The 24918-nt window shown below is 66.4% G+C and carries 22 protein-coding genes; 16 read left to right on the top strand and 6 right to left on the bottom strand.

Annotated elements, in window-relative coordinates:
• Positions 1-10: 10 nt before the first annotated feature.
• The 11 genes from ACP153_RS15065 (at position 11) to ACP153_RS15015 (ending at position 13069) form a co-directional block, all read left to right on the top strand.
• Entirely contained in the window at positions 11-1501 is a 1491-nt protein-coding gene (locus ACP153_RS15065) for a heme biosynthesis protein HemY (protein WP_424971836.1), read from the top strand.
• Positions 1502-1714: 213 nt separating this feature from the next.
• Complete coding sequence (locus tag ACP153_RS15060; protein WP_424971835.1) at positions 1715-2998, top strand: amidohydrolase family protein; 1284 nt, start codon at positions 1715-1717, stop codon at positions 2996-2998.
• 32 nt (positions 2999-3030) lie between these two features.
• Positions 3031-4161, top strand: a complete 1131-nt coding sequence (locus tag ACP153_RS15055) for a substrate-binding domain-containing protein (protein WP_424971834.1) — start codon at positions 3031-3033, stop codon at positions 4159-4161.
• Between the two features lie 56 nt (positions 4162-4217).
• Positions 4218-5735 (top strand): sugar ABC transporter ATP-binding protein, encoded by a 1518-nt coding sequence (locus tag ACP153_RS15050; protein WP_424971833.1) that lies wholly within the window; start codon positions 4218-4220, stop codon positions 5733-5735.
• Positions 5732-6676 carry an ABC transporter permease gene (locus ACP153_RS15045; RefSeq protein ID WP_424971832.1) on the top strand — a complete coding sequence of 315 codons (945 nt, stop codon included), beginning with the start codon at positions 5732-5734 and terminating at the stop codon, positions 6674-6676. The genes ACP153_RS15050 and ACP153_RS15045 overlap by 4 nt, the downstream gene beginning before the upstream one ends.
• Positions 6673-7644, top strand: coding sequence for an ABC transporter permease (locus tag ACP153_RS15040; RefSeq protein ID WP_424971831.1), 972 nt, complete (start codon positions 6673-6675; stop codon positions 7642-7644). The genes ACP153_RS15045 and ACP153_RS15040 overlap by 4 nt, the downstream gene beginning before the upstream one ends.
• Positions 7645-7656: 12 nt before the next feature.
• Entirely contained in the window at positions 7657-9006 is a 1350-nt protein-coding gene (locus ACP153_RS15035) for a substrate-binding domain-containing protein (RefSeq protein ID WP_424971830.1), read from the top strand.
• A complete protein-coding gene (locus tag ACP153_RS15030; RefSeq protein WP_424971829.1) occupies positions 9003-9632 on the top strand; it encodes a helix-turn-helix domain-containing protein in 630 nt (209 codons plus the stop codon). Before ACP153_RS15035 ends, ACP153_RS15030 begins: the two co-directional genes overlap by 4 nt.
• 2 nt (positions 9633-9634) lie before the next feature.
• Entirely contained in the window at positions 9635-10417 is a 783-nt protein-coding gene (locus tag ACP153_RS15025) for an alpha/beta hydrolase (protein ID WP_424971828.1), read from the top strand.
• A complete protein-coding gene (locus tag ACP153_RS15020) occupies positions 10414-11562 on the top strand; it encodes a fumarylacetoacetate hydrolase family protein (protein WP_424971827.1) in 1149 nt (382 codons plus the stop codon). The genes ACP153_RS15025 and ACP153_RS15020 overlap by 4 nt, the downstream gene beginning before the upstream one ends.
• 10 nt (positions 11563-11572) lie before the next feature.
• A complete protein-coding gene (locus tag ACP153_RS15015) occupies positions 11573-13069 on the top strand; it encodes an aldehyde dehydrogenase (NADP(+)) (RefSeq protein ID WP_424971826.1) in 1497 nt (498 codons plus the stop codon).
• 8 nt (positions 13070-13077) lie between these two features.
• Here ACP153_RS15015 and ACP153_RS15010 read toward each other — a convergent pair whose 3' ends face one another.
• Genes ACP153_RS15010 through ACP153_RS14990 form a run of 5 tightly spaced genes read right to left on the bottom strand, consistent with a single transcriptional unit; the run spans position 13078 to position 17898 of the window.
• A complete protein-coding gene (locus ACP153_RS15010; RefSeq protein ID WP_424971825.1) occupies positions 13078-14541 on the bottom strand; it encodes an aldehyde dehydrogenase in 1464 nt (487 codons plus the stop codon).
• A gap of 10 nt (positions 14542-14551) precedes the next feature.
• A complete protein-coding gene (locus ACP153_RS15005) occupies positions 14552-15589 on the bottom strand; it encodes an LLM class flavin-dependent oxidoreductase (RefSeq protein ID WP_424971824.1) in 1038 nt (345 codons plus the stop codon).
• A complete protein-coding gene (locus ACP153_RS15000; RefSeq protein ID WP_424971823.1) occupies positions 15586-16515 on the bottom strand; it encodes a flavin reductase family protein in 930 nt (309 codons plus the stop codon). The genes ACP153_RS15005 and ACP153_RS15000 overlap by 4 nt, the downstream gene beginning before the upstream one ends.
• Entirely contained in the window at positions 16512-17324 is an 813-nt protein-coding gene (locus ACP153_RS14995) for an alpha/beta fold hydrolase (protein ID WP_424971822.1), read from the bottom strand. The genes ACP153_RS15000 and ACP153_RS14995 overlap by 4 nt, the downstream gene beginning before the upstream one ends.
• Complete coding sequence (locus ACP153_RS14990; RefSeq protein ID WP_424971821.1) at positions 17296-17898, bottom strand: amino acid synthesis family protein; 603 nt, start codon at positions 17896-17898, stop codon at positions 17296-17298. The genes ACP153_RS14995 and ACP153_RS14990 overlap by 29 nt, the downstream gene beginning before the upstream one ends.
• Before the next feature lie 101 nt (positions 17899-17999).
• On the opposite strand from ACP153_RS14990, the gene ACP153_RS14985 reads away from it, so the two are divergent.
• From ACP153_RS14985 to ACP153_RS14965, 5 genes are all read left to right on the top strand, one after another.
• A complete protein-coding gene (locus ACP153_RS14985; protein WP_424971820.1) occupies positions 18000-18692 on the top strand; it encodes a GntR family transcriptional regulator in 693 nt (230 codons plus the stop codon).
• A gap of 107 nt (positions 18693-18799) precedes the next feature.
• On the top strand, positions 18800-20050 hold the full coding sequence (locus ACP153_RS14980; protein WP_424971819.1) for a sarcosine oxidase subunit beta family protein: 1251 nt from the start codon (positions 18800-18802) through the stop codon (positions 20048-20050).
• A 9-nt stretch (positions 20051-20059) separates the two neighbouring features.
• Entirely contained in the window at positions 20060-20347 is a 288-nt protein-coding gene (locus ACP153_RS14975; protein WP_424971818.1) for a sarcosine oxidase subunit delta, read from the top strand.
• Positions 20344-23295: a sarcosine oxidase subunit alpha family protein gene (locus ACP153_RS14970; RefSeq protein WP_424971817.1), complete on the top strand. Its 2952-nt coding sequence runs from the start codon at positions 20344-20346 to the stop codon at positions 23293-23295. The genes ACP153_RS14975 and ACP153_RS14970 overlap by 4 nt, the downstream gene beginning before the upstream one ends.
• Complete coding sequence (locus ACP153_RS14965) at positions 23288-23863, top strand: sarcosine oxidase subunit gamma (RefSeq protein ID WP_424971816.1); 576 nt, start codon at positions 23288-23290, stop codon at positions 23861-23863. The genes ACP153_RS14970 and ACP153_RS14965 overlap by 8 nt, the downstream gene beginning before the upstream one ends.
• Here ACP153_RS14965 and ACP153_RS14960 read toward each other — a convergent pair.
• Positions 23860-24885: a GlxA family transcriptional regulator gene (locus ACP153_RS14960; protein WP_424971815.1), complete on the bottom strand. Its 1026-nt coding sequence runs from the start codon at positions 24883-24885 to the stop codon at positions 23860-23862. The genes ACP153_RS14965 and ACP153_RS14960 overlap by 4 nt on opposite strands.
• Positions 24886-24918: the final 33 nt, after the last annotated feature.

Raw genomic sequence — 24918 nt, 5'->3', positions numbered from 1 at the left:
GGGCGCCCCGATGCTTTGGTCACTTATCAAGATCCTGATTTTCGTCGCGATGGTCGCGGCGCTCACCTTCGGGGCCACGTTCCTGATGGATACCGGCGAGCAAGTGCGCATCGCCGTTGCCTCCACCGAGTTCACGCTCTCGCCGGTTGCGGCGGTGGTGCTGATGCTGCTTCTGCTGCTCTCGGCCTGGTTGCTCTTCAAGGCAGCGGGGTTGCTGCTGGCGACCCTGAAATTCCTCAATGGCGACGAGACCGCCGTATCGCGCTATTTCTCTCGCGGGCGGGAGCGCAAGGGCTTTGAGGCCCTGGCTCAGGGCATGATGGCGCTGGCCTCCGGCGAAGGCCGCGTGGCCATGGCCAAGGCCGCACGGGCCGAGCGCTATCTGGGCCGTCCGGATCTGACCAGCCTGCTGACCGCGCAAGCGGCCGAGCTCGCCGGGGATCGCGCCAAGGCGTCGGAAACCTACAAGACCATGCTGACGGATGAGCGGACCAAGTTCGCCGGCGTCCGGGGCCTGCTGAGCCAACGTCTGGCCGATGGCGACACGGACACGGCGATGGCCCTGGCTGAAAAAGCCTTCTCGCTCAAGCCGCGCCATACGGAGGTGCAGGACACGCTGCTCCGCCTGCAGGCCAATGACGAGAACTGGTCCGGCGCGCGGAAGACCCTCGCCGCCAAGCTGAAAACCGGGGATATGCCGCGCGACGTGCACAAGCGCCGGGATGCGGTGCTTGCCTTCAGCGAGGCGATGGACGCGATCAGTTCGAACAAAACCGAGCTGGGCGAGGCGCTGATCAATGACGCCAACCGCATGGCGCCGGGCCTCGTGCCTTCGGCAGCGATGGCGGCCCGCGTGGCCGTGCGCGGTGGCAAACAGCGTCAGGCGACCAAGCTGCTCAAGCGCGCATGGGAGCTCAACCCCCATCCGGAACTGGCCGAGGCCTATGCCGAGATCGCACCGGACGAGACCGCAGCCGCGCGCATCAAGCGGTTCGAGGCGCTGATCAAGCCCAACCCGAACCATGTGGAATCCCGGCTCCTGATGGCCGAGCTCTTTATCGCAGCCGAGGATTTCCCGGCGGCGCGCAAATCCCTTGGCGATCTCTATGAGACCGCGCCCACGGCCCGGTCTCTGACCATCATGGCCGCGGTTGAAAAGGGCGAGGGCTCCGATGATGCGATCATCCGGGCCTGGCTCGCCAAGGCGGTCACTGCGTCGCGCGGGCCGCAATGGACCTGTGGCAACTGCAACAACATCCACGCGGCCTGGGTGCCGGTCTGTGACAATTGCGGGGCCTTCGACTCCCTGTCCTGGGTGGAGCCGCCGCAATCCGAGATCGCCCTGACGAACTCCGCCGAGATGCTGCCGCTGATCGTCGGGGCCATCGAGGACAAGAGCACCGAGGCTGAGGCCGAGGATGACACGGTCCTGCCCGAGGTCGTCGACATCACGCCGAATGGCGACGGGTCGGAACCGAACAGAGCCTCTGCCTCGACCTAGGCCTTGCACTGGCGCAAATGATCAAGCCCGGCTCTGGATCTTCCGAGCCGGGCTTTTCTGTGTCTGATCCGCTCCAGCCGTGTGGCGCTCCCGCAATTCGGAATAGTCCAATATATGGCACAACTGGCTCCGTTGCCCCCTCCCGCGACCGGGCCTGAGCCGCTTCACTGACCTCCAGCCGCACCTGAGGAGAGACGCGGCAGGGAGGACATCATGTCAAAGATCACCATCACCGGTGCGTCTGTCTGGGACGGCGTGTCGGACGCGGCCTATGCGGCCACGGTCACCATCGACGGCAACCGGATCACCGAAGTCGCCAAGGGCTCAGACGGCCCTGCCGAGTTGCAGGGCACAGTCATCGACGGCTCTGGTCATACGCTGATGCCCGGCATGGTCGAGGGCCATTGCCACCCGAGCTTCACCGGGATCAACGAGCCGCCGGAGCTGGGCCTTCTGTCGAATGAAGAGCATATGCTGCTCACGGCGCAGAACCTGCGCCTCCTGCTGAGCCACGGCTTCACCTCGATCTTCGAGGCGGCCTCCGCCAAACCCATGCTGGGCGTCGTGGCCCGCGATGCAATCAATTCCGGGCTGCTGGACGGGCCACGCATGATGGCCGGGAGCCCAGAGGTCACCACCACCGCCGGGCTTGGCGACGAGCGCAAGCGCCACATCCATCAGGAAAGCTTTGGCCTGATCGCCGATGGACCGGACGAGATGCGCCGCGTGGCCCGCGAATGCGTGCGCGACGGGGTCGATATCATGAAGATCAACATCTCGGGCGACGAGTTCGTCAGCCATGCCCGGGCCGAGATCACCCCGACCGAACCCGAAGAGCTCGAAGCCTTTGTCCGCGTGGCCCATGCCTTCGATAAGAAGGTCGCTGCCCATGCGCGATCGTCCGAGAGCGTCAAACGCGCCATCCGCGCCGGGGTCGACTGCATCTATCACTGCGATTTCGCCGATGAAGAGGCGCTGGACATGCTCGAAGAGGCCAAGGACCGGATCTGGGTCGGACCGGCCTTCGGCCTCGTGCATAACTCCACCAAGGAGGGGGAGCCCGCGGGCATCACCAAGGAGGTCGCCGAGGAACTGCACCTTTTCCGCAAGTTCGACGCGACCTGCGCCACCTATCACGAGATCCGCAAACGCGGCATCCGCGTGGTGGTGGGCGGCGATTACGGGTTTGCCGTCACGCCCATGGGCCAAAACGCACGGGATATCGAGCATTTCGTCCGGTACTTTGGATATGACCCGGTCGAGGCCCTGAAATGCGCCACGACCGTGGGGCAAAGCCTCATGGGCCGCTCCGAGGATCTGGGTCAGGTCAAGGAAGGCTTCCTGGCGGATCTGCTCCTCGTGAAGGGCGATGTCACCAAGGATGTCAGCCTCGTGCAGCATCAGGACAACCTGTCGATGATCATGAAGGACGGGGTGATGTTCAAAGACCCCCGCTCCGGGATCCAGGCCGGTGGCCTGATCCGCGCTGCTGAATAACCCCATCATCGCAATACGCTAGGGAGGACAACATGCGTATTCTCAAACCCGCGGCCATGGCCGCGACTCTCGGGCTGTTTGCAGGCTCGGCACTGGCGGATGGCTACCAAGGCGTGCCCCGCACCTTTCTGTGGAACCCCGGCGCAACCGAAATCTATGACGCGTCGGACTACAAGAAAGACGGGCCCTATGTGATCGGCTTTTCCAACGCATCGATCTCGAACCCCTGGCGGGTCGCGATGCTGCACGGGATCGAGGCCGCCGCAGAGCGCAATGCCGAGAAGCTGTCGCGGTTCATCATCACGGATGCCAATGACGACCCCAGCAAACAGGCCGCAGATGTGCAGGACCTGATCGCGCAAGGGGTGGATATTCTGCTGATCTCGCCAGCCACCGCCGAGGCCATGGACCCGGTGATCCGGCGTGCCAAGCGGCAGGGGGTTCCCGTGGTTCTGGTGGACCGCTCCGTGCCCACCGCCGAGAACTTCATCAGCTTTGTCACCGCTTCGGATCAGGCGCTTGGCCGGATCTCCGCCCAGTGGCTTGCCGAGAAACTGGACGGCAAGGGCAAGGTCGTAATGCTCGGCGGTCTGGCCGGAGCCTCGCCCGCCGAGGCACGGATCCAGGCGGCGATGGAGGTCTTCAACCAGTTCCCCGAGCTCGAAGTGCTGGAGACCCAATACACCAGTTGGTCCCCTGCCAATGGCAAGACCATCATGTCGGCGCTGATCCAGAAATACGGCACCGAGATCAACGGGGTCTGGGCGGATTCCGGTTTGCAGGGCTCGGGCTCGATCGAGGCCTTCCTCGCGGCGGGCTACGAGGCCGGCACGATCCCGCCCCATACGGGCGGTGACTTCAACGCCATGTACCAGCTCAGCGTGCAGAACGACGTGCCGATGATCGGCGTGGACTACCCGCCCGCCATGGGGGCCGAGGCCTTCGAGGTGCTGTTCGACGTGCTCGACGGAAAAGGCATCCCGAAACGGATCGAGGTGAACCAGCAGGTCGTCGTCTCCGAGGGGCATGAGACCGCCTCGGTGCAGGCGGACGTTTTCGTGGCTGATTACGCGCTCATGGACAAGCCGGGCTCGGTGATCATGTCCTCCGGCGTCGGGGCGGATTACGACCCCGCCACCTTCAGCGCGGACTATCCCAAATAAGCCAAACGCGCCGGGGCGGCCACGCATCGCCCCGGCCCGCCACGGGAGGAGGACCCATGGGACAGCCCTATCTGGCCGCACGCGGTCTCAACAAATCCTTTGGACCCAACGAGGTCCTCAAAGGCATCGAATTCGAAGTGCATGGAGGCCACGCTGTGGCGCTCTGTGGCGAGAACGGCGCCGGGAAATCCACGCTGATCAAGCTGCTGACCGGGCTCTATACGCCCACGGGCGGGTATGTGGAGTTCGAGGGCGCCCCGGCCGGATGGACCGACCCGCGCCAGAGCCTCGCCGCCGGGATCGCCGTGGTGCATCAGGAGTTCTCGGTTTTGGGCGCGCTCTCCATCGCGGAAAACATCTATCTCGGAGCTGAACCCCGGGGCCGCTTTGGCCTTATCGACCGCGCCGCGCTCAAGGCGCAGGCCCAGGCCCTGCTCGATGATCTCGGCATCCGGCTGAACCCGGATGATCTGGTCGAGACGCTGTCGGTGGCCGACAAACAGATGGTCGAGATCGCCAAGGCCCTGCGCGCAGAGGCGAAGGTCCTGATCCTCGATGAGCCCACGGCCGTGCTCAGCCAGAACGAGACCCGGCACCTCTTCCGGATCATCAAGGATCTGCGCGAACGCGGGATGGGGCTGGTCTATGTCTCCCACCGGCTCGACGAGATTTTCGAGATCTGCACCGATATCACGGTGATCAAGGATGGGGTCGTGACCTCGAAAGGCCCCACCAGCGACTACAGCCATGACAGCGTGATCGCGGCCATGGTCGGGCGCGAGCTCGGGGACCTCTTCCCGCCCAAAGCCGCATCGCCGATGGCAGGCGAGAAAGTGCTGGAGGTGCGCGATCTGGTGGTCGCGCCCGGCCTTCCGCCCGCCAATCTGGACGTCCATGCGGGTGAGATCCTCGGGCTTGCGGGCCTCGTGGGCTCCGGGCGGACCGAGCTGGCGCTGGCGCTCTTTGGCGCCGCCCCCGCGACCGGCGAGGTGCGGCTCGCGGGCGAGCCCATGCCCCATCGGGACCCGGCGGGCTGCATCGAGGCAGGGATCCTGATGCTGACCGAAAGCCGCAAGGATGACGGGCTGTTTCTCAACGCGTCGGTGGCGCGGAACTTCGCGGCCACGACCCCGGGTTTCGGGGTGCATCACAACGCGATCCCCCCGGGCCATGAAGAGCGACGCGCGGCGATCCTGAAGGAACGGCGCGGGGTGGTTGTGGACCATGTGGGCCTGCCGATCTCGGCCCTGTCGGGTGGCAACCAGCAGAAAGTGCTGGTCGCCCGGCTTCTGGAGAACCGGCCCAAGCTCCTGATCCTCGATGAGCCCACCCGCGGCGTCGATGTGGGCGCCAAGGCCGAGATCTATCGCACCCTGCGCGAGTTGGCGGATGAGGGCATGGCGCTCCTCGTGATTTCTTCGGAACTGATCGAGATCGTCGGGCTCTGCGACCGCGTGCATGTGATGCGCGACGGGGAGCTCGCCAAGGAACTGCGCGGCGACGCGATCACCGAAGAGGCGATCATCACCGTGGCCGCCGCAGAAACCTCAACCCATCACGGAGTGGCCGCATGAGCACCCTCGTCCGCGCCACGCGCGCCCAACCGGTCCATCTGGTCGTTCTGGCCCTGATCGGTCTCGTCTTCTTCATCGGCATGACGTCTTCGGACCGGTTTGCCACCCCGCTCAACATCGCCAATGTGCAGGATCAAATGGTGGCGCTCGCCATCGTCGCCCTTGCGCAAACCATCGTGATCCTCTCGGGCGGTATCGATCTGAGCTTTGCCGGGGCGCTGAGTTTTCTCGCCGTGGTCTTTGCCGCACTGGCCGGGGACACGGCCGGCACATTGTTGATGGCCATGGCGGTGGTGATCACGCTCGGCATCATCATCGGCATGATCAACGGGGCGATCACCGCCTATGTGGGCGTGCACCCGCTGATCACGACCCTGGGCACATCGACCATCCTCGCCGGAGCGGCCCTGCTGATCACCCGGCAACCGACGGGCTCGGTCCCGCTCTTTTTCGAAGATTTCACCTATGGGCGGCTGGGCGTGGTTCCCTATGGCATGGTCTTTGTCATCCTCCTCTATCTGGCCATCGGCTTCATGCTCTGGCGGACCCCCTTCGGCACCCGGATCTATGCGATTGGCGACAATGAAGCCGCGGCCGCCGTCTCCGGCCTGCCCGTCAAGCACACCAAGATCGCGATCTACGCCCTGTCTGGCCTGCTCTGCGCGGTGGCGGCGATGTATATGACCGGGCGGTTCGGCGTCGGCGATCCGCGCGCGGGCGTCGGGTTCGATCTGCGCTCGATCACCCCGGTGATCGTGGGCGGCACCCTGCTCGCCGGGGGCAAGGGCGGGGTGCTCGGCACGGCCCTTGCGGTGATCCTGCTGGCCCTGCTCGCCAATGTCCTGAACTTCATGAATGTCTCGAGCTTCTATCAATGGATCGCAGAGGGCGTGATCATCATCGCCGCCGTCTCCTTCTTTGCAGGAAAGGCCAAGTCATGAGCATGACCGCTTCCAATCCCGCCCCGGCCAAGCGCAACCGCAACACGGTGCGGGCGACCCAACGGCGCGAACTGCTGATGCTGCTGGGGTTCCTGATCGTGATCTGGGCGGTGACCACGGCGCTCAGCCCGCGCTTCCTGACGCCCGCCAACCTCAAGGACATCCTGATCCAGGCGGCGCCGCTGGGCTTTGTGGTGATCGGGCAGATGATCGTGATCATCGTGCGGGGGCTCGACCTGTCGGTGGCCTCCATCATGGCAACGGTCGCGGTGCTCTCGACCTCGCTGATCGACAGCACGCCGCTGATCTTTGCCATGGGCCTGATCCTTGGCGCGGCGATCGGCGCGGTGAACGGCTATCTCGTGGCCTATCGCAAGGTGACGCCGTTTCTTGCCACATTGGCCACGATGATCGTGCTGCAGGGCATCCGCTTTGCCTATACGGGCGGCGCGCCGGGCGGAACCCTGCCCGAGACGTTCCGCTGGCTTGCCACGGGCGATATCGCCGGGATCCCGGTGGCCCTCATCGCGCTTGGCCTTGTGGCCATCGGGATGCACTGGCTCTTGGAGCGGACGGTGTTCGGGCGCCGGCTGAAGCTCTATGGCGACAGCCCCGAGGCAGCTTACATGACCGGCGCGCCAACCCGGATGCTGGTGGTCATGGCCTTCGTCATCTCCGGCGTCATGGCGGCGTTCGCGGGGCTCTTTCTCGTGGGCTATGTGGGTATCGTCGATAACTGGACCGGGCGCGGCTATGAGCTCGACAGTATCGCGGCGGCGGTCATCGGCGGAGCGGCCCTTTCGGGGGGCAAGGGCTCGGTGCCCGGCGTGCTGCTCGCGGCGCTGATCCTTGTGTCCCTCTTCAACATCGTGGTCATCCTAGGGCTCTCGATCGAGCTGCAGCTGGTGATCAAGGGCACCCTGATCATCCTCGCCGCAGCCGTCTACATGAAGCGCGCGCAAAGCTGAGGACCCGGGCCGATGTCCAAGGATGACAGATCGAATGTGCAGCGGATCGCGGCGGTGTTGAAAGGCTTCGACACCGCCAACACCCCGCGCCGCACCCATGACATCCTTGGGGATCTGGGCGTGACCCGCTCGACCGGGTTTGGCCTCCTGCGGGCGATGACAACCGCCGGCTGGCTGGAGAGGGTGGATCACGGCGTGCTACGTCTTGGCCCCAAGGCGCGCGCGATGATCTTTGCGCCGCTCGAAGCCCCCGAGGTGGAGACGCGCAAGACCCTCGCCGTGAACCCTCAGCCCGCCCGGCCCCAGGGAACACGGGCGCGCCCGGATCTGGAATGGGACCCCTCCCTCGTGCGCACGGTCGAGACCATGCGGTTTCGCACCGAGCCGCCCTATCGCATCGGCTTTTCCAACGCCTCGACCTCCAATGCCTGGCGGCAAGCCATGCTACAGAGCCTGTCCTATGCCGAGAAAATCGCCCAGGCGCAGATCGCGGAATTGCTGGTGCTGGATGCGCAGGATGACCCCGCCAGGCAGCGCAGCCAGATTGACCAGCTGGTGGCCGCAGGGATCGACCTGCTGCTGATCTCGATCGCTTCGGTCAATGACAGAGCCCTGAGCGACCGGCTCGGTGAACTCGCGGCCCAGGGTCTGCCCATTGTCGCCGTGGATCGGCGGCCCAATGATCGCGCGTCGCTTGTCAGTTTCGCCACGGCTTCGGATCACCGGATCGGGCGGATCAGTGCGCTCTGGATGGCCGAGCATCTGGCCGGTCAAGGCCGGGTCTGGATGCTGAGCGGGCTCGAAGGCACCAGCCCGGCCCTGCGCCGCCAACAGGCCGCCCTTGGTGTGTTCTCGCAGTTCCCCGGCATCCGGGTCGAGAATGTCAGCTATACCGACTGGACCGCGCGCGGCGGCTATGAGGCCATCGGCCGGGTCCTGTCCGAGGCCCGTCGCGCGCCCGATGGGGTCTGGTGCGATAGCGGGCTTCAGGGCGTCGGCTCCCTCCGCCGGTTTCTGGAAAGCGACCAGCCCGTCCCGGCCCATACGGGCGGGGATCTCAACGAGATGTACAAGCTCTGCCTGCACCACAAGGTGCCCATGGCGGCGCTCGATTACCCGGCGAGCATGGGGGCCCGCGCGCTCGAACTTGCGCTCGATGTGCTGGGCGGCAATCCCGTGCCCCAGCGCGTGGAGGTGCCGGTCCAGATCGTGCTGCCCCGCGGGTTGGAGACCCTCTCGGTCAAGGCCGACGCCTGGGCCGAACGCCATGTCGCCTGGGATCTGCCCGATGAGGCGATCCTCTCCCAAGGGCCTGCCCTGCGCGGGCCGAAAACCCCCAATCGAAGGAGTGCCTCCGCATGACCCAGACTGCTTATGCCCGGGCCGTTGACCTGTTCGAGGCTCTTGTCACAGCGCCCGAGCGGGACGCGCATACAACCCCGGCCCGGCTCATCCAGTCTGCCGGATTGCCCGCGAGCACCGGCTACCGCCATGTGGCCGCACTCGAGGCGGACGGCCTTCTGCGCCGGGACGAGAGCGGGACCTACCTGCCCGGTCTGTCGGCGATCCGCACCGGGTTGCGCGGCTTCGGCCTCGGGCGTCTGGCGCCGCTGGCCCAGCCCACGCTGCTGCAGCTTCGGCAGATGACCCAGCACACGGCCTTTCTCGCGGTGCTGCAGGATATGGATGTCCATATGGGGCCTCATTCGCTGGGCCGCGAGACGCGGCTGACGCGGCTCTCCCCGCGCTACAGCTTTGATGTGATCCCGGATCTGACCCTTGGCGCCGTGAGCGCGCTCGACCTGCGGGCCTTCGAGGATGGGATCCCGCGTCGCACGGCCACCCTGATGGTGCCGGTGGAGGCCACGTCGCGCCAGATCGTGACCCTGGGCCTCGTCCTGAACCCCAGCCGGGGGAGCAATCCGGATCATCATCGCGCGCTGTTGCAGGTTCACGCCCGGGTGGCCGACGCCTTGCAGGATCGCTGAGCATGCAAGCCTTCTGGGACAGCCAGTTCAAGTTCTCTGAGATCTTGCCAGATTTCGCGGGTGCCCTCGCTCGCATGGGTGCCGCGAGCGCGGCTGTGGCAGAGCGCAACCCGCTTGAGCGCGCGGCCTATGGCCCCGACCCAAGGCAATGGGTGGAATGGATCGCGGGGCATGGGCCAGAGACTTGCCTGCCCGTGATCCTCCACGGAGGGTATTGGCGCGCGCTCGAGGCGGAGACGCACCGCTTCATGATGCCCGCCTTCCAGCCCTTTGGCGCTGCGGTCGCCAATGTGGAATACCGGCTGATGCCCGCCCAGCGCCTCGGCGATCTGATCGCGGATACCGCTGCTGCCCTGCACACCTTGGCGACACGTTTTCCCGAGGCGCAATTCCTGCTCGTGGGCCATTCCGCGGGGGCGCATCTGGCGCTGTCGGCCATGGCGGACCGGGGTTTGGCGGCGCGCACGCAAGGCGTTCTGGCCCTGAGCGGGGTCTATGATCTGCGACCCGTGGCGCAGTCCTTCCTGCAAGAGGCACTGGCCCTCACCCCGGCGGAGATCGCACAGCATTCCCTGTCGCCCGAGGGGCCCTATCCGCCGACCCTCTATCTCAACGGGGATCGCGAGACCCATGAGTTCCTGCGCGGCGGCGCCCTGATGGGGACCGCTCCGCGCGCGGCCTGGCGGGTCTTGCCCGGGGCCGACCACATGTCCCTGCCGGACGTGGTCTGCGCGCAGGCCCCCGCCCTTCTGGATCACCTCACCGAGCTTGGAGCCCCCGTATGACCCTGAACCTTCCCGAAACGGGCGCCTTTGTCGGACGCGTCTGGCGGCCAGATCTGGCAGGCCCCGCCCTTGTCCAGCGGCGCGGCGACCGGCTGGTGGACATCACCACGCGCGAGACGCCCACCATGCAGGCCCTGCTGGAACATGACGATCCCGCCGCCACCGCAAGTGCCATTCCGGGCACGGATCTCGGCAGCCTCACCGAGATCGCCGCGAACTCGGTGGAACAGCCCGATCCCGACAAACCCCGTTTCCTCGCGCCCTCGGACTTGCAACCGATCAAGGCCTGCGGCGTGACATTCGTCTCCTCCATGCTGGAGCGTGTGATCGAGGAGAAGGCCAAGGGCGATCCCGCCAAGGCCGATGCGATCCGCGCGCGCTGTACCGAGATCCTCGGGGACAGTCTGCGCGCGGTGGTGCCCGGATCCAAGACCGCGATGACCCTGAAACACGCCCTGATCGCCGAGGAGATGTGGTCGCAGTATCTGGAGGTCGGGATCGGCCCGGATGCGGAGGTATTCACCAAATCCCAGGCCATGTCGGCGGTGGGTGCGGGGGCGAGCATCGGGCTCCACCCGGTTTCGACATGGAACAATCCCGAGCCCGAGATCGTGCTCGCCGTGGACAGTGACGCGCGGATCAAGGGCGCGACCTTGGGCAATGATGTGAACCTGCGCGACGTCGAAGGGCGCTCGGCGCTCCTGCTGGGCAAGGCCAAGGACAACAACGCCTCCTGCGCGATCGGTCCGATGCTGCGCCTCTTTGACGAGGGATTTGACCTGGAGGATGTGCGGCAGGTGGAGCTGACCCTGACAGTGACAGGCCCGGACGGGTTTGTCCTGAAGGGCAGCAGTTCCATGGCCGAGATCAGCCGGGATCCCGAGGACCTCGTCGCCCAGACCTGCGGCCCCCATCACCAATACCCGGATGGCTTCTTCCTGATGCTCGGAACGCTCTTCGCTCCGACCCAGGATCGCGACACACCCGGCGGCGGGTTCACCCACAAGATCGGGGACCGCGTCGAAATCTCCACTCCCCTGCTCGGCACCTTGTCCAACACGGTGCGGCTCTCTCCGGATTGCCCGCCCTGGACCTTCGGGACGAGCGCATTGATGAAAAACCTCGCCGCGCGCGGGCTGATTTGAGGACAAAAGCATGGATGGACTGAGCCTGATCGCAGGGGCGTGGATGGACGGAGAGCGCAGCTTCCTCTCGACCCCCGCCCATGGCGCACCGAAACCCTACTCCGCCGGGAGCGTGGCGCTCGTGGAAGCGGCCTGCGCCGCGGCGGAGGAGGCATTCTGGAGCTATGGCTACACCTCTCGCGCCGAGCGCGCGGGTTTTCTCGACAGCATCGCCGATGAGATCGAGGCCCGCGCAGAGGCGATCACCGAAATTGGCTGCGCCGAGACCGGCCTGCCCGAGGCACGCCTGAATGGCGAGCGGGCTCGGACGGTCGGGCAATTGCGGCTCTTTGCCGAACATATCCGCGCCGGCGCGTATCTCGACCATCGCCATGACCCGGCCCTGCCGGATCGCGCGCCCCTGCCCCGCCCGGACCTGCAGATGATCCAACGCCCCATTGGTCCCGTGGCGGTGTTCGGCGCCTCGAACTTCCCGCTGGCCTTTTCCACCGCGGGTGGCGACACGGCGGCGGCCCTCGCGGCGGGCTGCCCGGTGGTGGTCAAAGGTCACCCGGCCCATCCCGGCACCGGCGAAATCGTCGCCGAGGCCATAGAGGCCGCGCGCCGCGCCCATAACCTGCATCCGGGCGTGTTCAGCTTCGTGCAGGATGGCGGCAATGCCGTGGGCGCGGCCCTTGTGCAGAATCCCTGGATCAAAGCCGTGGGCTTCACCGGATCCTTGCGCGGGGGGCGGGCGCTCTTTGACCTTTGCGCCGCGCGCCCGGAGCCAATCCCGTTCTTCGGGGAACTGGGCTCGGTGAACCCGATGTTCCTGATGCCCGAGGCGCTGGCTGCGCGGGGGACGGAAATTGCCCAAGGCTGGGCCGGGTCCCTGACCATGGGCGCGGGCCAGTTCTGCACCAATCCGGGGCTCGCGATCCTGCCTGCGGGTGCTGCGGGCGATGCCTTTGTTGCCGCGGCCACAGCGGCGCTGGAAGAGGCTGCCACCCAGACCATGCTGACCGACGGGATCGCGGCGGCCTTCCGCAGCGGGCGGGACGAGATCACCGGGGCGGACGGGGTCGAGACGCTGGTTGCGGACGAGACCCAGGGGCGACAGGCACAGGCCGCGCTCTATCAGGTTTCGGCCCGGACATTTGCCGCCAATCCCCGCCTCGCGCATGAGGTTTTTGGCCCGCTGGGCGTCGTGATCCGGACCGAAAGCGCCGAGGATTTCGCGGCCCTCGCCAAGGGGCTCGAGGGGCAGCTGACCGCGACGCTCCACGCGGATGCCGGGGATCTCCCATCCGCTGGCGCGCTGCTGCAGGTGCTGGAGCGCAAGGCGGGGCGGGTCCTTTTCAACGGCTTTCCCACGGGCGTCGAGGTTGCCGACAGCATGGTCCATGGCGGCCCCTACCCGGCCTCCACCAACTTCGGCGCGACCAGTGTCGGGACCCTGTCGATCCGCCGTTTCCTGCGCCCGGTCTGCTATCAGAACGTGCCGGAGGGTATCGCCCTGCCGCTCTGAACCCGGGCTCAGCGCATCACGAACGGATCCGGGATGGGATCATCGCTGGTCCGCAGCCAGACGGATTTGACCTTGGTGTAGTCGAGGGCGGCTTGCAGCCCGCCTTCGCGCCCATGGCCCGAGAGCCCGTGCCCGCCAAAGGGCGCGATGGGGCTGACCGCGCGATAGGTGTTGACCCAGACGATCCCGGCGCGGATCGCCCGGATCATACGGTGGGCCCGGGTCAGGTTCTGGGTGAAGAGACCCGAGGCAAGCCCGTAGCGCGTGTCATTGGCGATCGCGATCGCCTCCTCTTCGGTTTCGAAGGAGACGACCGAGAGGACCGGGCCAAAGAATTCTTCCACAAGGCTGTCCGCGCCGCGCGCCTCGGAACAATCCAGGATCGTCGGCGGGAAATAGTACCCCTCCCGGTCCAGCGCAGCCCCTCCGGTCACCAGTCGGGCGCCCTGCTGCACCGCGCGGTTGGTGAGGGCGATGATCGCCTCCCGTTGCCGTGCCGTGCACAGGGGGCCAACCTCGGTCCCCATCTCGCTCGGCGGACCGATCACGACCGCCTCCGCCTTGGCCTTGAGCCGCGCAAGGACGTCATCCTTGACCGAGGCCTGCACCACCAGACGGGAGCCCGCCACGCAGCTCTGCCCGGTGGCCGCGAAGATCCCCGAGACCTGCGCATTCACGGCGCTGTCGAGATCCGCATCCTCAAAAACGATAAAGGGCGACTTGCCTCCCAGCTCCAGCGAGGTGGAGGCGAGGTTCTCTGCCGAATTCCGCACGATATGGCGCGCAGTGTCGGGCCCGCCAGTGAAGGCCACATGGGCGACCTTGGGATGACTGCTGAGCCGCGCGCCAACCTCGGGTCCACCGGTAATCACGTTCAAAACACCCTTCGGAAAGCCCGCCTGATCGAAGATCCGCGCGAATTCCAGCATGGGCGCTGGCGCGTCCTCGGAGGCCTTGAGCACCACCGTGCACCCCGCCGCCAGCGCGGGGCCGATCTTCACCGCCGAGAGGAAAAGCTGCGAATTCCAGGGCACGATGGCCGCCACGACGCCCACCGGTTCGCGCCGCAACCAGACCTCCATATCCGGCTTGTCGATGGGCAGATGCGCGCCCTCGATCTTGTCCGCGAGCCCAGCATAGTAGCGATAGAAATCGGCGACATAGGCGATCTGGGCCGAGGTTTCGCGGATGATCTTCCCTGTATCCCGTGTTTCGAGCTCGGCCAGACGGCCCGCATGATCGGCGATTAACTCGGCCAAACGGTAGAGCAGCTTGCCCCGGGCCGTCGCCGTCATCCCGGCCCACTCCGCCGAGAAAAAGCACCGTTCGGCCGCATCCACTGCCGCGTCCACATCCGCGACGCGCGCCTCGGGCATCCGCGCCCAGGGCTGGCCCGTAGCGGGATCGAGGCTGTCGAACTGGGCGTCCCCTTCGGAAAAGGCGCCGTCGATATAGTGCTGAAACTGCTGCATCCTCACCCTCTTACTGGAACGCGGGCATCACATCCGAGATGAACCGCTCGAGCGAGGCTTTCTTGCGCTCGAAACTCATGCTGGAATCCACCCAGAACGCGTATTCATCATAGCCGAGCTCGGCGCTCTTGCGCAGCCGGTCGATGACCGTGCCAGGCGTGCCGATCACCAGGTCCCGCTCCATGTTCTCGGGCGTATAGAACGGATGTGCTGCGATCTCGCCGTCGCTGAGCGGGTCGATGAGACCCTGATGGATGTCGCGCTTGTTCAGGAACCACGCCCCGAAATAGCAATAGAACCGATTGAGCTCGATCGCCGCCTGACGCACATCCGCCGCGTCCTCGGCCACATAGGTATGGCGCAAGAGCATGATCTTGGGGCGCGGGATCGCGGGGAACTTCTGGCAGGCCGCCTGAAACTTCGCCATCAGATCCGCGACCTCATCATCGCCATTCCAGAGCGGCGTGACCTGCACATTGCAGCCATTGGCCACCGCAAATTCATGGCTGTTGGGATCCCGCGCCGCGACCCAGATCGGCGGGCCGCCCGGTTGCAGGGGCTGAGGGGCCGAGGTGGTCTTGGGGAAGGTGAAAAACTCCCCCTCATGGGTATAATCCCCCTCCCAGAGCTTCTGGACCGCGGGCACCAGCTCTCGCATGCGCTGGCCCGCCTCCCACGCGTCGAGACCGGGCATCATCCGCTCATACTCAAAGCTGTAGGCGCCCCGGGCGATACCGAGATCGAGGCGCCCTTCGGTGATGATATCCGTCATCGCCGCCTCGCCTGCGAGCCGGATCGGGTGCCAGAACGGCGCGATCACCGTGCCGGTCCCAAGCCGCACATGCTTGGTATGACGGGCCACATCGATCAGGTTCAGGAACGGGTTGGGCGCCATGGTGAAGTTCATCCCATGATGCTCCCCGGTCCAGACCGCATGCATCCCGCCCGCATCAGCGATTTTGCACAGCGCGATGAACTCGTCATAGAGCTGCTTTTGATCCTGATCCGGAGAGATCCGCTCCATATGCGCAAAGAGGGAAAACTTCATGATGAACGCGCGCCTCCTGTCTCGCGGGGCCTGACCTCGCCGGTCACCTCATTGCCGTAATACACCCCGAAATCGCCAAGGCGGCTCTCGTCGGCGAACCGCTCCAGCATGGTGCAAGTTGCCGGGTCCGCCACATCCATGAGTGTGGAGGGGTTGAGAACCGTGAACGCCCCCCGTTGCGGGGCGCCCGGCCCCGCCGGACACAGGAAGGAGACGTGGTGCCGCCCCATCCGCGCGTCCTTGTAGACGGCGTAGATGAAGCCCGGCTCCGCCTGCAGCCCGGTCTCGCCGATCAGGCGATCCAGCGTCGCGTGCACCCCGTCGGTCACATCATCACTGGTCGGGAGAGACAGGCTGCCATCGCCCGCATCCTGCAGCAGGATCTGGCCATCCCGCTCGATCAGGGCCGAGACCACCATGTCCCGGGGCGGGGTCAACGCCTCCGCCTCGGCGGATGCGGTCACATAGGCCCCGCGCGCATAGCCAAGGCCCGGGGTTGGGCTGTGGTCAAAGGCGCGGACCTCGCCGATCAGGACCACATGGTCGCCCGCCGCCACGGTCTGGTGCATCGCGCAATCAAACCAGGCCGAGACCCCGTCGAGGATCGGCGCCCCGTGCGGGCCAGCCTGCCAGCTTACCTCGGCAAAGCGATCCTCCGCCGGGCGGGCAAAGGTGTTGGAGAGGGCGGTTTGGCCCTCCGACAGGATGTTCACGGCGAAGCCTTGGGCCGTCGTAAAGGCCTCGTAGTTGGCGGAGGCCGTCGCCAGACAGACCAGCACGAGCGGCGGGTCCAGCGAGACCGATGTGAAGGAATTCGCCGTAAAGCCGAGCGGCGCGCCGCCCGGATCCCGAGCCGTGACCACCGTGACCCCGGTCATGAAGGTGCCGAACGCCTTGCGGAGCTCCTTGGGATCAAAGCCGGTCATGCCCGCTGCCTCATCTCATCGCTCTGCGCAAGCCAATCCGCGAGCGCGTCATTGACGGCCGCTGGCGCGGTTAGGTTGGCCATGTGCCGCGCACCTTCGAGGATGACCGCCCGCCCTTGGGGCGCGGCCTGCGCCATGGCGCGCGACATGGCCGGGGTGGAGTTCGGGTCATCCGCGCCGGTCAGCGCCAGCAGCGGCCCTGGAAACTGCCCCAGCCGGTCGGCATAGACCGCATCCCCCTCGGCAAAGGCCGCATAGGCGTCGCCATACCCTTTGGGATCCACAGCGGCGAGCCAACTGCGGACCTGTGCACGCAGGTGATCGGTGCTCGGGTCTTGCCCGAACCAGCGCTCCAGCGGCGTCTCGAGATCCATATGTCCGGCGCGGATCTGCGCGGCGCGGGCGATCACCGCCTGCCGCGCGGCGGGGCCCCGGCGATAGGTTCCGTTCAAGAGGGCCACCCGGCGCACGACATCGGGCCGCGTCACCGCAAATCCGGTGGCAATCAGCGCGCCCATGGAATGGCCCGCAAGACTGACCCGACCAAGCCCAATTGCCGACACCACATCCGACAGCCAGGCCACGTAGTCCGGCAGACCCGGCACCCCCGCCAAAGGCGCGCTGCCGCCATGGCCGGGCAGGTCCAGCGCGATCACCCGATGGGTGCGCGACAGAACGTCGAGCTGCGGCGCCCAGGCCGCCGATTGCATCCCAACCCCGTGGAGCAGGATCAGCGGCGCGCCCTGCCCCCGATCTTGGAGGCCGATCTGCCCGAGCCCCTCAAACTGCTGCAGGGTTGTCGACATCATGGCCAAGTTCCTTGAGGTCCTGATACCGATCCCCGATCCGGTGATGGGGCCGCCCGCCGGTGGAGGCGCCCAGCGCGATCACGATCTCATCGGGGGCCGGGGCATCGGGGATTGCAAGCTGAATGGTCAGGTAATGGCTCCGCCGCCCGCCATCGTTCTTGTCCATCAGCGGGATCTGCAGCGATGCGTTTGCGGGACCGCGCGTGTTGGTGAAGGCGAGATAGGATTTCGCGCCAACGGCTTCGCGGTAGTGGTTGCCGAAGCGCAGGGTGTGGATCAGGGCCGAGCCATGCTCCACCTCGCCATTGACCCCGACAATCGCGGCCTTGCCATAGCCCTCGACCCTGTCGCCGCCGCCCGCGGCCTCAAGGATCATCTGCGTCAGCCGGGCCCCCAGCCCGGGCGCGCACGCATTGATGGCCGGGCGCAGATCCTCGACAAAGCCCATCCCCGCCCAGGGGTTCCGGATCACCGCCACCGCCGCGATCAGGACCAGCGGCGTCTCCGCCGGTTTGCCGCCTTCGATCAGCGTATGCTCCACCTGCAAAAGCGTTTTTCGGATCTCCGCCGCCATGGCTGTCCCTTCCCGGATTCGATGGCAGAAGTTTGGTATACCATCATACCATATGTCAATATGATCTTGCTCCGCTCCCCGGGCCTCCCTATCCTCGCCTCATGCCGAAAGCCTCTCTCGCCAAGATCGACCAGCCGCCCGCCACCCTGCGGGATCTGGTGCAGGAGCGCATGCGCGAAGCGATCATCGAAGGCGTGTTCGAGCCCGGTCAAAGGCTCGTCGAACGACCGCTCTGCGACCAACTCGGGGTGAGCCGCACGGTGGTTCGCGAGACCATCCGCTACCTGGAGGCCGAGGGTCTGGTCGAGATCCTGCCCGGGCGCGGCCCCATCGTAGCCCGGATGAGCCGGGACGACGCGCGCCAGATCTATGACATCCGCCGCGCGCTGGAAACTGCCGCCGCCGAGGCCTGCGCCCACAAAATCACACCCGAAGGCGCGACCCGCCTGCGCGACGCCCTGAAGCGTCTGCAGCAGGGTCTGGCGGAGGCCAGCCCGGGCACGGTCTTTCGCACCAGTTCGGACTTTTATGCCGAGATCTTCGAAGGGGCCGGGCACACAGTCGCCTGGGAGGTCGTGCAGCGTTTGAACGGGCGGATCAGCCGCCTCCGCATGCTGACCCTCGCCGCTGCGGATCGCGCGCGCCCGGGTCCCGAGCACATGGCGCGGATCTGTGACGCGATCACGGCCGGAGATCCCGAAGCCGCACGCGCGGCGGTGGAAAGCCACCTAGATGACACCATGGCGATTGCCGACCGGCTGCTCGCTGCCGAGGCCCTGTCGGGCACGCCCTGACCCCCAGATCCGACATGGATGTCCGATTTGCATGCGTCCCCGTCGGGTTTCCCTAGGACAAACCCCTGTTTCATAGATCATGATCGCGCGGAAGGAGTCCGAACCGCATGCGCTATTCAGGTTTTCGCGTCATCAAAGAAGCCCTCACCGGCCATCGCGGCTGGGGCCCGGCCTGGCGCGATCCGGAGCCCAAGCCCAGCTATGATATCCTGATCATCGGCGGTGGTGGGCACGGGCTCGCCACGGCCTATTACCTCGCCTCCATCTATGGGCGGCACCGGGTGGCCGTGCTCGAGAAGGGCTGGATCGGCGGCGGCAATGTAGGGCGGAACACCACGATCATCCGCTCGAACTACCTGCTCGACGGCAACGAGCCGTTCTATGAGTTCTCGCTGCAGCTCTGGGAGGGGCTGGAGCAGGAGCTCAACTACAACGCCATGGTCAGCCAGCGCGGGATCCTGAACCTGATCCATTCCGACGCCCAGCGCGACGCCTTCATCCGGCGGGGCAATGCGATGCGCATGCATGGCGCGGATGCGGAACTGCTCAGCACCGCGCAGATCAAGGCGCGCTACCCGTTCCTGAATACCGAGACCGCACGCTTCCCGATCAAGGGCGGGCTCGCCCAGCATCGCGGCGGTACCGTACGCCACGATGCGGTGGCCTGGGGGTATGCGCGGGCGGCGGACCAACTGGGCGTGGACATCCTGCAGAATTGCGAGGTCACGGGACTTGTCATCGAGAACGGCACCTGCACCGGGGTGGAGACGACCCGAGGTCCGATCAAGGCGGGCAAGGTCGGGGTCTGCGTCGCCGGCTCCTCCAGCCGGGTCATGGCCCACGCGGGGATGCGCCTGCCGATCGAGAGCCATGTGCTGCAGGCCTTCGTCTCCGAAGGGTTAAAACCCGTGTTGCCCGGGGTGGTCACCTTCGGCGCGGGGCATTTCTATGTCAGCCAGTCGGACAAGGGTGGGCTGGTCTTTGGCGGCGATATCGACGGCTACAACTCCTATGCCCAGCGCGGCAACCTGCCGGTGGTCGAGGATGTCTGCGAGGGTGGCATGGCGATCTTTCCGATGCTGGGCCGCGCGCGCCTTTTGCGGATGTGGGGCGGGATCATGGATATGAGCATGGATGGCTCACCAATCATCGACCGCACCCCGATCGACGGGCTCTATTTCAATGGCGGCTGGTGCTATGGCGGGTTCAAGGCGACCCCGGCCTCCGGCTATGCCTATGCCCATCTGCTCGCCACGGATGCCCCTCACCCCACCGCCACGGCCTACCGGCTCGATCGTTTCGCCACCGGGCACATGATCGACGAAAAAGGCATGGGCAATCAGCCCAACCTGCATTGAGGCGCGGACATGATCATTGACCACCCCCTGCTTGGCCCCCGCGACGCGGCGGAGTTCACCTATCTCGGCGATGCGGCCCTGATCGGGCGCCCGGACGGGAGGGCCGACGGCGCGCTGGAGGCCTTCATCGAATACGGCTACCTGCGCGACAACCCCGCCGGTCTGCATAGGGAGCTCTGGTTTCACGAGCAAGGGGACCGGTCCTGGCTCGTGGTGACCCGCGACACCCTCACCCATGAGATCACCTCGGTGGAGCTGGCCCGGGACGTGGCGCGGCGCGAAGGGCGCTCGACATGAGCCAGATCCATCGCCTGAGCGGCGGGCAAATCAATCGCGACGCCCCGCTGCACTTCCGGTTCGACGGGAAAAGCTATACCGGGTTTGAGGGGGATACGCTGGCCTCTGCCCTGCTGGCCAATGGGGTCCGGCTCATGGGGCGGTCCTTCAAGTACCACCGTCCGCGTGGCCCCCTGACCGCAGGCTCCGAGGAGCCGAATGCGATCATCACCCTGCGCAGCGGCGCCCGGGCCGAGCCGAACACCCGTGCGACCACGGCGGAGCTCTTTGACGGGCTCGAGGCCAGCTCCCAGAACCGCTGGCCGAGCCTTGCCTTCGACGCCATGGCGATCAACGACCGGCTCTCCCGCTTCTTCGCGGCGGGGTTCTACTACAAGACCTTCATGTGGCCCGCCGCCTTCTGGGAGAAAGTCTATGAGCCGATCATCCGTCGGGCCGCCGGGCTCGGCGCCCTGTCGGAGCTGGACGATCCGGATGTTTATGACAAGGGCTTCCGCCATTGCGACCTGCTGGTGATCGGCGCGGGCCCCACCGGGTTGATGGCGGCGCTGACCGCCGCGCGGGCCGGGGCGGAGGTGATCCTCGCGGATGAGGATTTCCAGATCGGCGGGCGCCTGAATGCCGAAACCCACTGTATTGGGGATACCGCTGGGGCGGTCTGGGCCGCCCAGGTTCTCGCCGAGCTTGAGAGCCTGCCGAATGCCCGGGTGATGACCCGGACCACGGTGCTCGGCGGGTTCGATCACGGGATTTACGGCGCGCTGGAGCGGGTCTGGGACCATGTGGCCATCCCGCCCACGGGCAAACCGCGCCAGATCCTCTGGCGGATCTACGCCAAGCGCGCGGTTCTGGCCGCCGGGGCCACGGAGCGGCCCATCGCCTTTGACAACAACGATCGGCCCGGCATCATGCTGGCCTCGGCCCTGCGCAGCTACGTCAATCGCTGGGCGGTCACCCCGGCCCGGCGCGTCGCCATTTTCACCAATAATGACGATGGCCATCGCAGTGCGGCGGATCTGCAGGCGGCTGGGGTCGAAATCGCCGCCGTGATCGACACCCGCGCCGACGCGCCCGAGAGCACCTCCTATGAGGTGATCCCCGGCGCCGTGGTCACGGACACGCGCGGGCGGCTCGGCCTGACAACGGTCACGGTCACCACTGCAGAGGGCGCGCAGCAGCAGATCGCCTGCGGAGCGCTCGGCGTCTCCGGCGGGTGGAACCCGAACTTGCATCTGGCGAGCCACCATCGCGGCAGGCCGGTCTGGGAAGAGACAATTGCCGCCTTTGTCCCGGCAGAGCCTCTGCCCCAAGGCTTGCGGGTCGCGGGGGCGGCGCAGGGCTTCCTCATTACGGCGGGCGCGCTGCGGTCCGGGGCCGAGAGCGCGCAGGCCGCACTTGCCGATCTCGGGATCGAGGCGCACCTCCCCGACCTGCCGGAGACCGAGGACACGCCCCTGCGCCTGACACCCTTCTGGCATGTGACCGGAGCGAAGCGGGCCTGGCTCGACCAGCAGAACGATGTGACGGTCAAGGATATCGCCCTCGCCCATCAGGAGAACTTCACCTCCGTCGAGCACCTCAAGCGCTACACCACGCTGGGTATGGCGACGGATCAGGGCAAAACATCGAATATGGGCGGGCTCGCTGTCATGGCTGAGCTTGCGGGCAAGCCGATCCCAGAGGTGGGCACCACCATGTTCCGCCCGCCCTATACACCTACGGCGATCGCGGCCTTTGCAGGGCGGTCGCGGGGCGACGCGTTCCGCCCCACCCGCAAGACGCCCTCGCACCAGTGGGCCGAAGAGCAAGGCGCGGTTTTTGTCGAAGTGGGCATGTGGCTGCGCGCCCAGTGGTTCCCGCGCCCGGGCGAGACCCATTGGCGACAATCCGTGGATCGGGAGGTACTGCAGACCCGCAAATCCGTAGGCATCTGCGACGTCACAACCTTGGGCAAAATCGATGTGCAGGGCACGGATGCCGCGGCCTTCCTCAACCGGATTTATTGCAACCCGTTCGCCAAGGTTCCGGTGGGCAAGGTCCGCTACGGGCTGATGCTGCGCGAGGATGGGATCGCCATGGATGACGGCACCGCCGCGCGGCTGGCGGAGGACCATTTCATCGTCACCACGACCACGGCCAACGCGGTCAGCGTTTACAGGCATATGGAGTTCGTGCGGCAATGCCTCTTTCCCGATATGGATGTGCAGCTGATCTCCACCACCGAGGCCTGGGCCCAGTTCTCCGTCGCGGGGCCGAACGCGCGGCGGCTGCTGCAAAAGGTGGTCGATCCGGACCACGACCTCTCGAACGCGGCGTTTCCCTACATGGCCTGCGGCGAGATCAGCGTGGACGGGCTGCGGGCGCGGCTTTTCCGGATCTCCTTCTCCGGGGAGCTGGCCTATGAGATCGCTGTCCCGACCCGCTATGGCGATGCGCTGATCCGCAAGCTGATGGCCGCAGGGGAAGAGTTCGACGTCACGCCCTATGGCAGCGAGGCACTCAGCGTGATGCGGATCGAAAAGGGGCATCCGGCGGGCAATGAGCTGAACGGCACCACCACGGCCCTGAACCTTGGGATGGCACGGATGGTCTCGGACAAGAAGGACAGTATCGGCACGGTCCTCTCCCGGCGGGAGGGGTTGAACGCCCCGGATGCCCTGCGCCTTGTGGGGTTCAAGCCCACGGACCCGAGCCTGCCGGTGCCTGCGGGATCCCACCTGGTCGCCAAGGACGCGGGCGTCACCGCGGCGGAGGATCAGGGCTTTATCACCTCGACCTGTCACTCGCCCCATCTGGGCCATGCCATCGCACTCGGCTTTCTGAAGGCCGGGGATCAGAGGTTGGGCGAGAAGTTGCGCGTGGTGAGTCCCCTGACCGGCGTGGATCACGCGGTGGAAGTGGTCGCGCCCCATTTCATCGACCCGGAAGGAGAGCGGCTCCGTGTCTGAGACCTCGATCACACTGCAGCCCCGCACGGCTCTGGGCGGGCTCACCCCCCGGGTCGACACCATCGGCACGCTGACCCTGACCGAGAACCCGGGTTTTGCGCTAGCCTCGCTCAGCGCGCGGGTGGGACAGGAGGAGACCTGCCATGCGGCTCTCACCGCACTGCTCGGGGCGGTGCCCGGGCCGGGGGAGATGACGCGGGGCACTCCGGAAACGGGGTTCTGGATCGGGCCCGAGGCCTGGATGATTACCGCGCCTTTCGACACCCGTGAGGATCTGGCTGCAGTGCTCAAGACCCGGTTCCGGGCGGCCGCCTCGATCACCGAGCAGACCGATGGCTGGGTCGTCTTCGACCTTGCGGGCGACATGATCGCGGCGGCGATGGAGCTGCTCTGCCCGGTGGAGATCCGCCGCATGCCACCCGGAGCCGCCCAACGCACGGTGATCGACCATCTCGGGTGCTTTGTCTTGCGCCCCGAAACCGGTGATCTGATCCGGATCCTTGGCCCCCGCTCATCGGCGGGCTCGCTACACCATGCGCTGCTGACGGGCATGGAGGCCGTGGCCTAGGTCGACGGCACCGGCAAATTGCCCTCGACGCGGAAGAGATTGATCTGCGCCCGGTCCTCCAGCGGCGATTTCCCGAAGGCCGCCCGGTAATGCTTGCCGAAGGTCTGCGCGTCGCCATAGCCGACGGCCTGCGCGACCTCGATCACCTTGTCATTGGTGTAGAGCATGATCTGGCGCGCGGCCTCCATGCGGAGCTTACGGGCATAGCGCGAGGGGCTCTGCCCGGTCGCCCGCTTGAAGGCCCGCTCGAGCTGCCGGGGAGAGATCCCTAGCTGCATTGCGACCTCGCCTACGGGGACCGGCACAGCCAGATCCGCGGAGAAGAGCCGCACGGCCCGGGCGACCAGAGGCGGCAGCTCAGCCCCGGGATCCGCACCGATCAGCGCCGGAACCGCCTGCGCCACATCCCCGCGCCGCATCACCGGGTGCTGGAACCAGCAAGCAACCTCCGCAGCCAATTCCGGCCCCAAACGCTGCTCGATCATCAAGAGCGCGAGGTCAAAGGCCGCCGCAGCCCCTGCTGCCGTGATCACCGGGCCGCGCCATTCCAGCACTTGCTCTGTGGCGGCCTGATCCGGGAAGGCCGCCTCAAACGCCGCCTGATAGCACCAATGGACCGCGATCGGCGTGCCGGGGGCAAGACCCGCCTGTACCAAGGGAAAGACCCCACCGCTTACCGCGCCCAGTACCGTGCCGTGGCGCGCCCGGCGCCGCAGGGTGGCGGCGGTCGCGGGATCGGCAAGCCGGGTCGTCGGGGCCGAAAGCAGGATAAGGTAGTCCAACCGCTCCTCCGCCGCGCGCGCGGGATCCGTCTCGAACCCGATCTGCGCGCTGGAGGTCACCTGCCCGCCCGCCTCGGACAGAAGCCGCCAGTGGAACACGTCCCTGCCATGGATTTCATTGGCGGCGCGCAAGGGTTCGATCATCGAGGTCAGGCAGGCCATGGGAAAGCCTGCCGAGATCAGGAACCCGGCAATCATGGTCTGTGTCATGGGCCCGGTGGTGGTTTGATTTCGATCCATCTAGTGTAATCTCAGGAAAGAAAGTGGCAATCA

This window comes from Dinoroseobacter sp. S76, from assembly GCF_049801095.1.
GTDB lineage: Bacteria > Pseudomonadota > Alphaproteobacteria > Rhodobacterales > Rhodobacteraceae > Dinoroseobacter.
The sequence above is the reverse complement of the archived record's forward strand: the minus strand, read 5'-3'. Positions and strand labels throughout refer to the sequence as shown.

Excerpts from the sequence above, each read along its gene's own strand:
- ACP153_RS15050 (WP_424971833.1), top strand. The coding sequence starts at position 4,218 with ATGGGACAGCCCTATCTGGCCGCACGCGGTCTCAACAAATCCTTTGGA.
- ACP153_RS14990 (WP_424971821.1), bottom strand. The coding sequence starts at position 17,898 with ATGGCGGCGGAGATCCGAAAAACGCTTTTGCAGGTGGAGCATACGCTG.
- ACP153_RS14970 (WP_424971817.1), top strand. The coding sequence starts at position 20,344 with ATGAGCCAGATCCATCGCCTGAGCGGCGGGCAAATCAATCGCGACGCC.
- ACP153_RS15010 (WP_424971825.1), bottom strand. The coding sequence starts at position 14,541 with ATGCAGCAGTTTCAGCACTATATCGACGGCGCCTTTTCCGAAGGGGAC.
- ACP153_RS15065 (WP_424971836.1), top strand. The coding sequence starts at position 11 with ATGCTTTGGTCACTTATCAAGATCCTGATTTTCGTCGCGATGGTCGCG.
- ACP153_RS15015 (WP_424971826.1), top strand. The coding sequence starts at position 11,573 with ATGGATGGACTGAGCCTGATCGCAGGGGCGTGGATGGACGGAGAGCGC.
- ACP153_RS15005 (WP_424971824.1), bottom strand. The coding sequence starts at position 15,589 with ATGAAGTTTTCCCTCTTTGCGCATATGGAGCGGATCTCTCCGGATCAG.
- ACP153_RS14975 (WP_424971818.1), top strand. The coding sequence starts at position 20,060 with ATGATCATTGACCACCCCCTGCTTGGCCCCCGCGACGCGGCGGAGTTC.
- ACP153_RS15040 (WP_424971831.1), top strand. The coding sequence starts at position 6,673 with ATGAGCATGACCGCTTCCAATCCCGCCCCGGCCAAGCGCAACCGCAAC.
- ACP153_RS15000 (WP_424971823.1), bottom strand. The coding sequence starts at position 16,515 with ATGACCGGCTTTGATCCCAAGGAGCTCCGCAAGGCGTTCGGCACCTTC.
- ACP153_RS14985 (WP_424971820.1), top strand. The coding sequence starts at position 18,000 with ATGCCGAAAGCCTCTCTCGCCAAGATCGACCAGCCGCCCGCCACCCTG.
- ACP153_RS14980 (WP_424971819.1), top strand. The coding sequence starts at position 18,800 with ATGCGCTATTCAGGTTTTCGCGTCATCAAAGAAGCCCTCACCGGCCAT.
- ACP153_RS15060 (WP_424971835.1), top strand. The coding sequence starts at position 1,715 with ATGTCAAAGATCACCATCACCGGTGCGTCTGTCTGGGACGGCGTGTCG.
- ACP153_RS14960 (WP_424971815.1), bottom strand. The coding sequence starts at position 24,885 with ATGGATCGAAATCAAACCACCACCGGGCCCATGACACAGACCATGATT.
- ACP153_RS15025 (WP_424971828.1), top strand. The coding sequence starts at position 9,635 with ATGCAAGCCTTCTGGGACAGCCAGTTCAAGTTCTCTGAGATCTTGCCA.
- ACP153_RS15020 (WP_424971827.1), top strand. The coding sequence starts at position 10,414 with ATGACCCTGAACCTTCCCGAAACGGGCGCCTTTGTCGGACGCGTCTGG.
- ACP153_RS14995 (WP_424971822.1), bottom strand. The coding sequence starts at position 17,324 with ATGATGTCGACAACCCTGCAGCAGTTTGAGGGGCTCGGGCAGATCGGC.
- ACP153_RS15055 (WP_424971834.1), top strand. The coding sequence starts at position 3,031 with ATGCGTATTCTCAAACCCGCGGCCATGGCCGCGACTCTCGGGCTGTTT.
- ACP153_RS15030 (WP_424971829.1), top strand. The coding sequence starts at position 9,003 with ATGACCCAGACTGCTTATGCCCGGGCCGTTGACCTGTTCGAGGCTCTT.
- ACP153_RS15035 (WP_424971830.1), top strand. The coding sequence starts at position 7,657 with ATGTCCAAGGATGACAGATCGAATGTGCAGCGGATCGCGGCGGTGTTG.
- ACP153_RS15045 (WP_424971832.1), top strand. The coding sequence starts at position 5,732 with ATGAGCACCCTCGTCCGCGCCACGCGCGCCCAACCGGTCCATCTGGTC.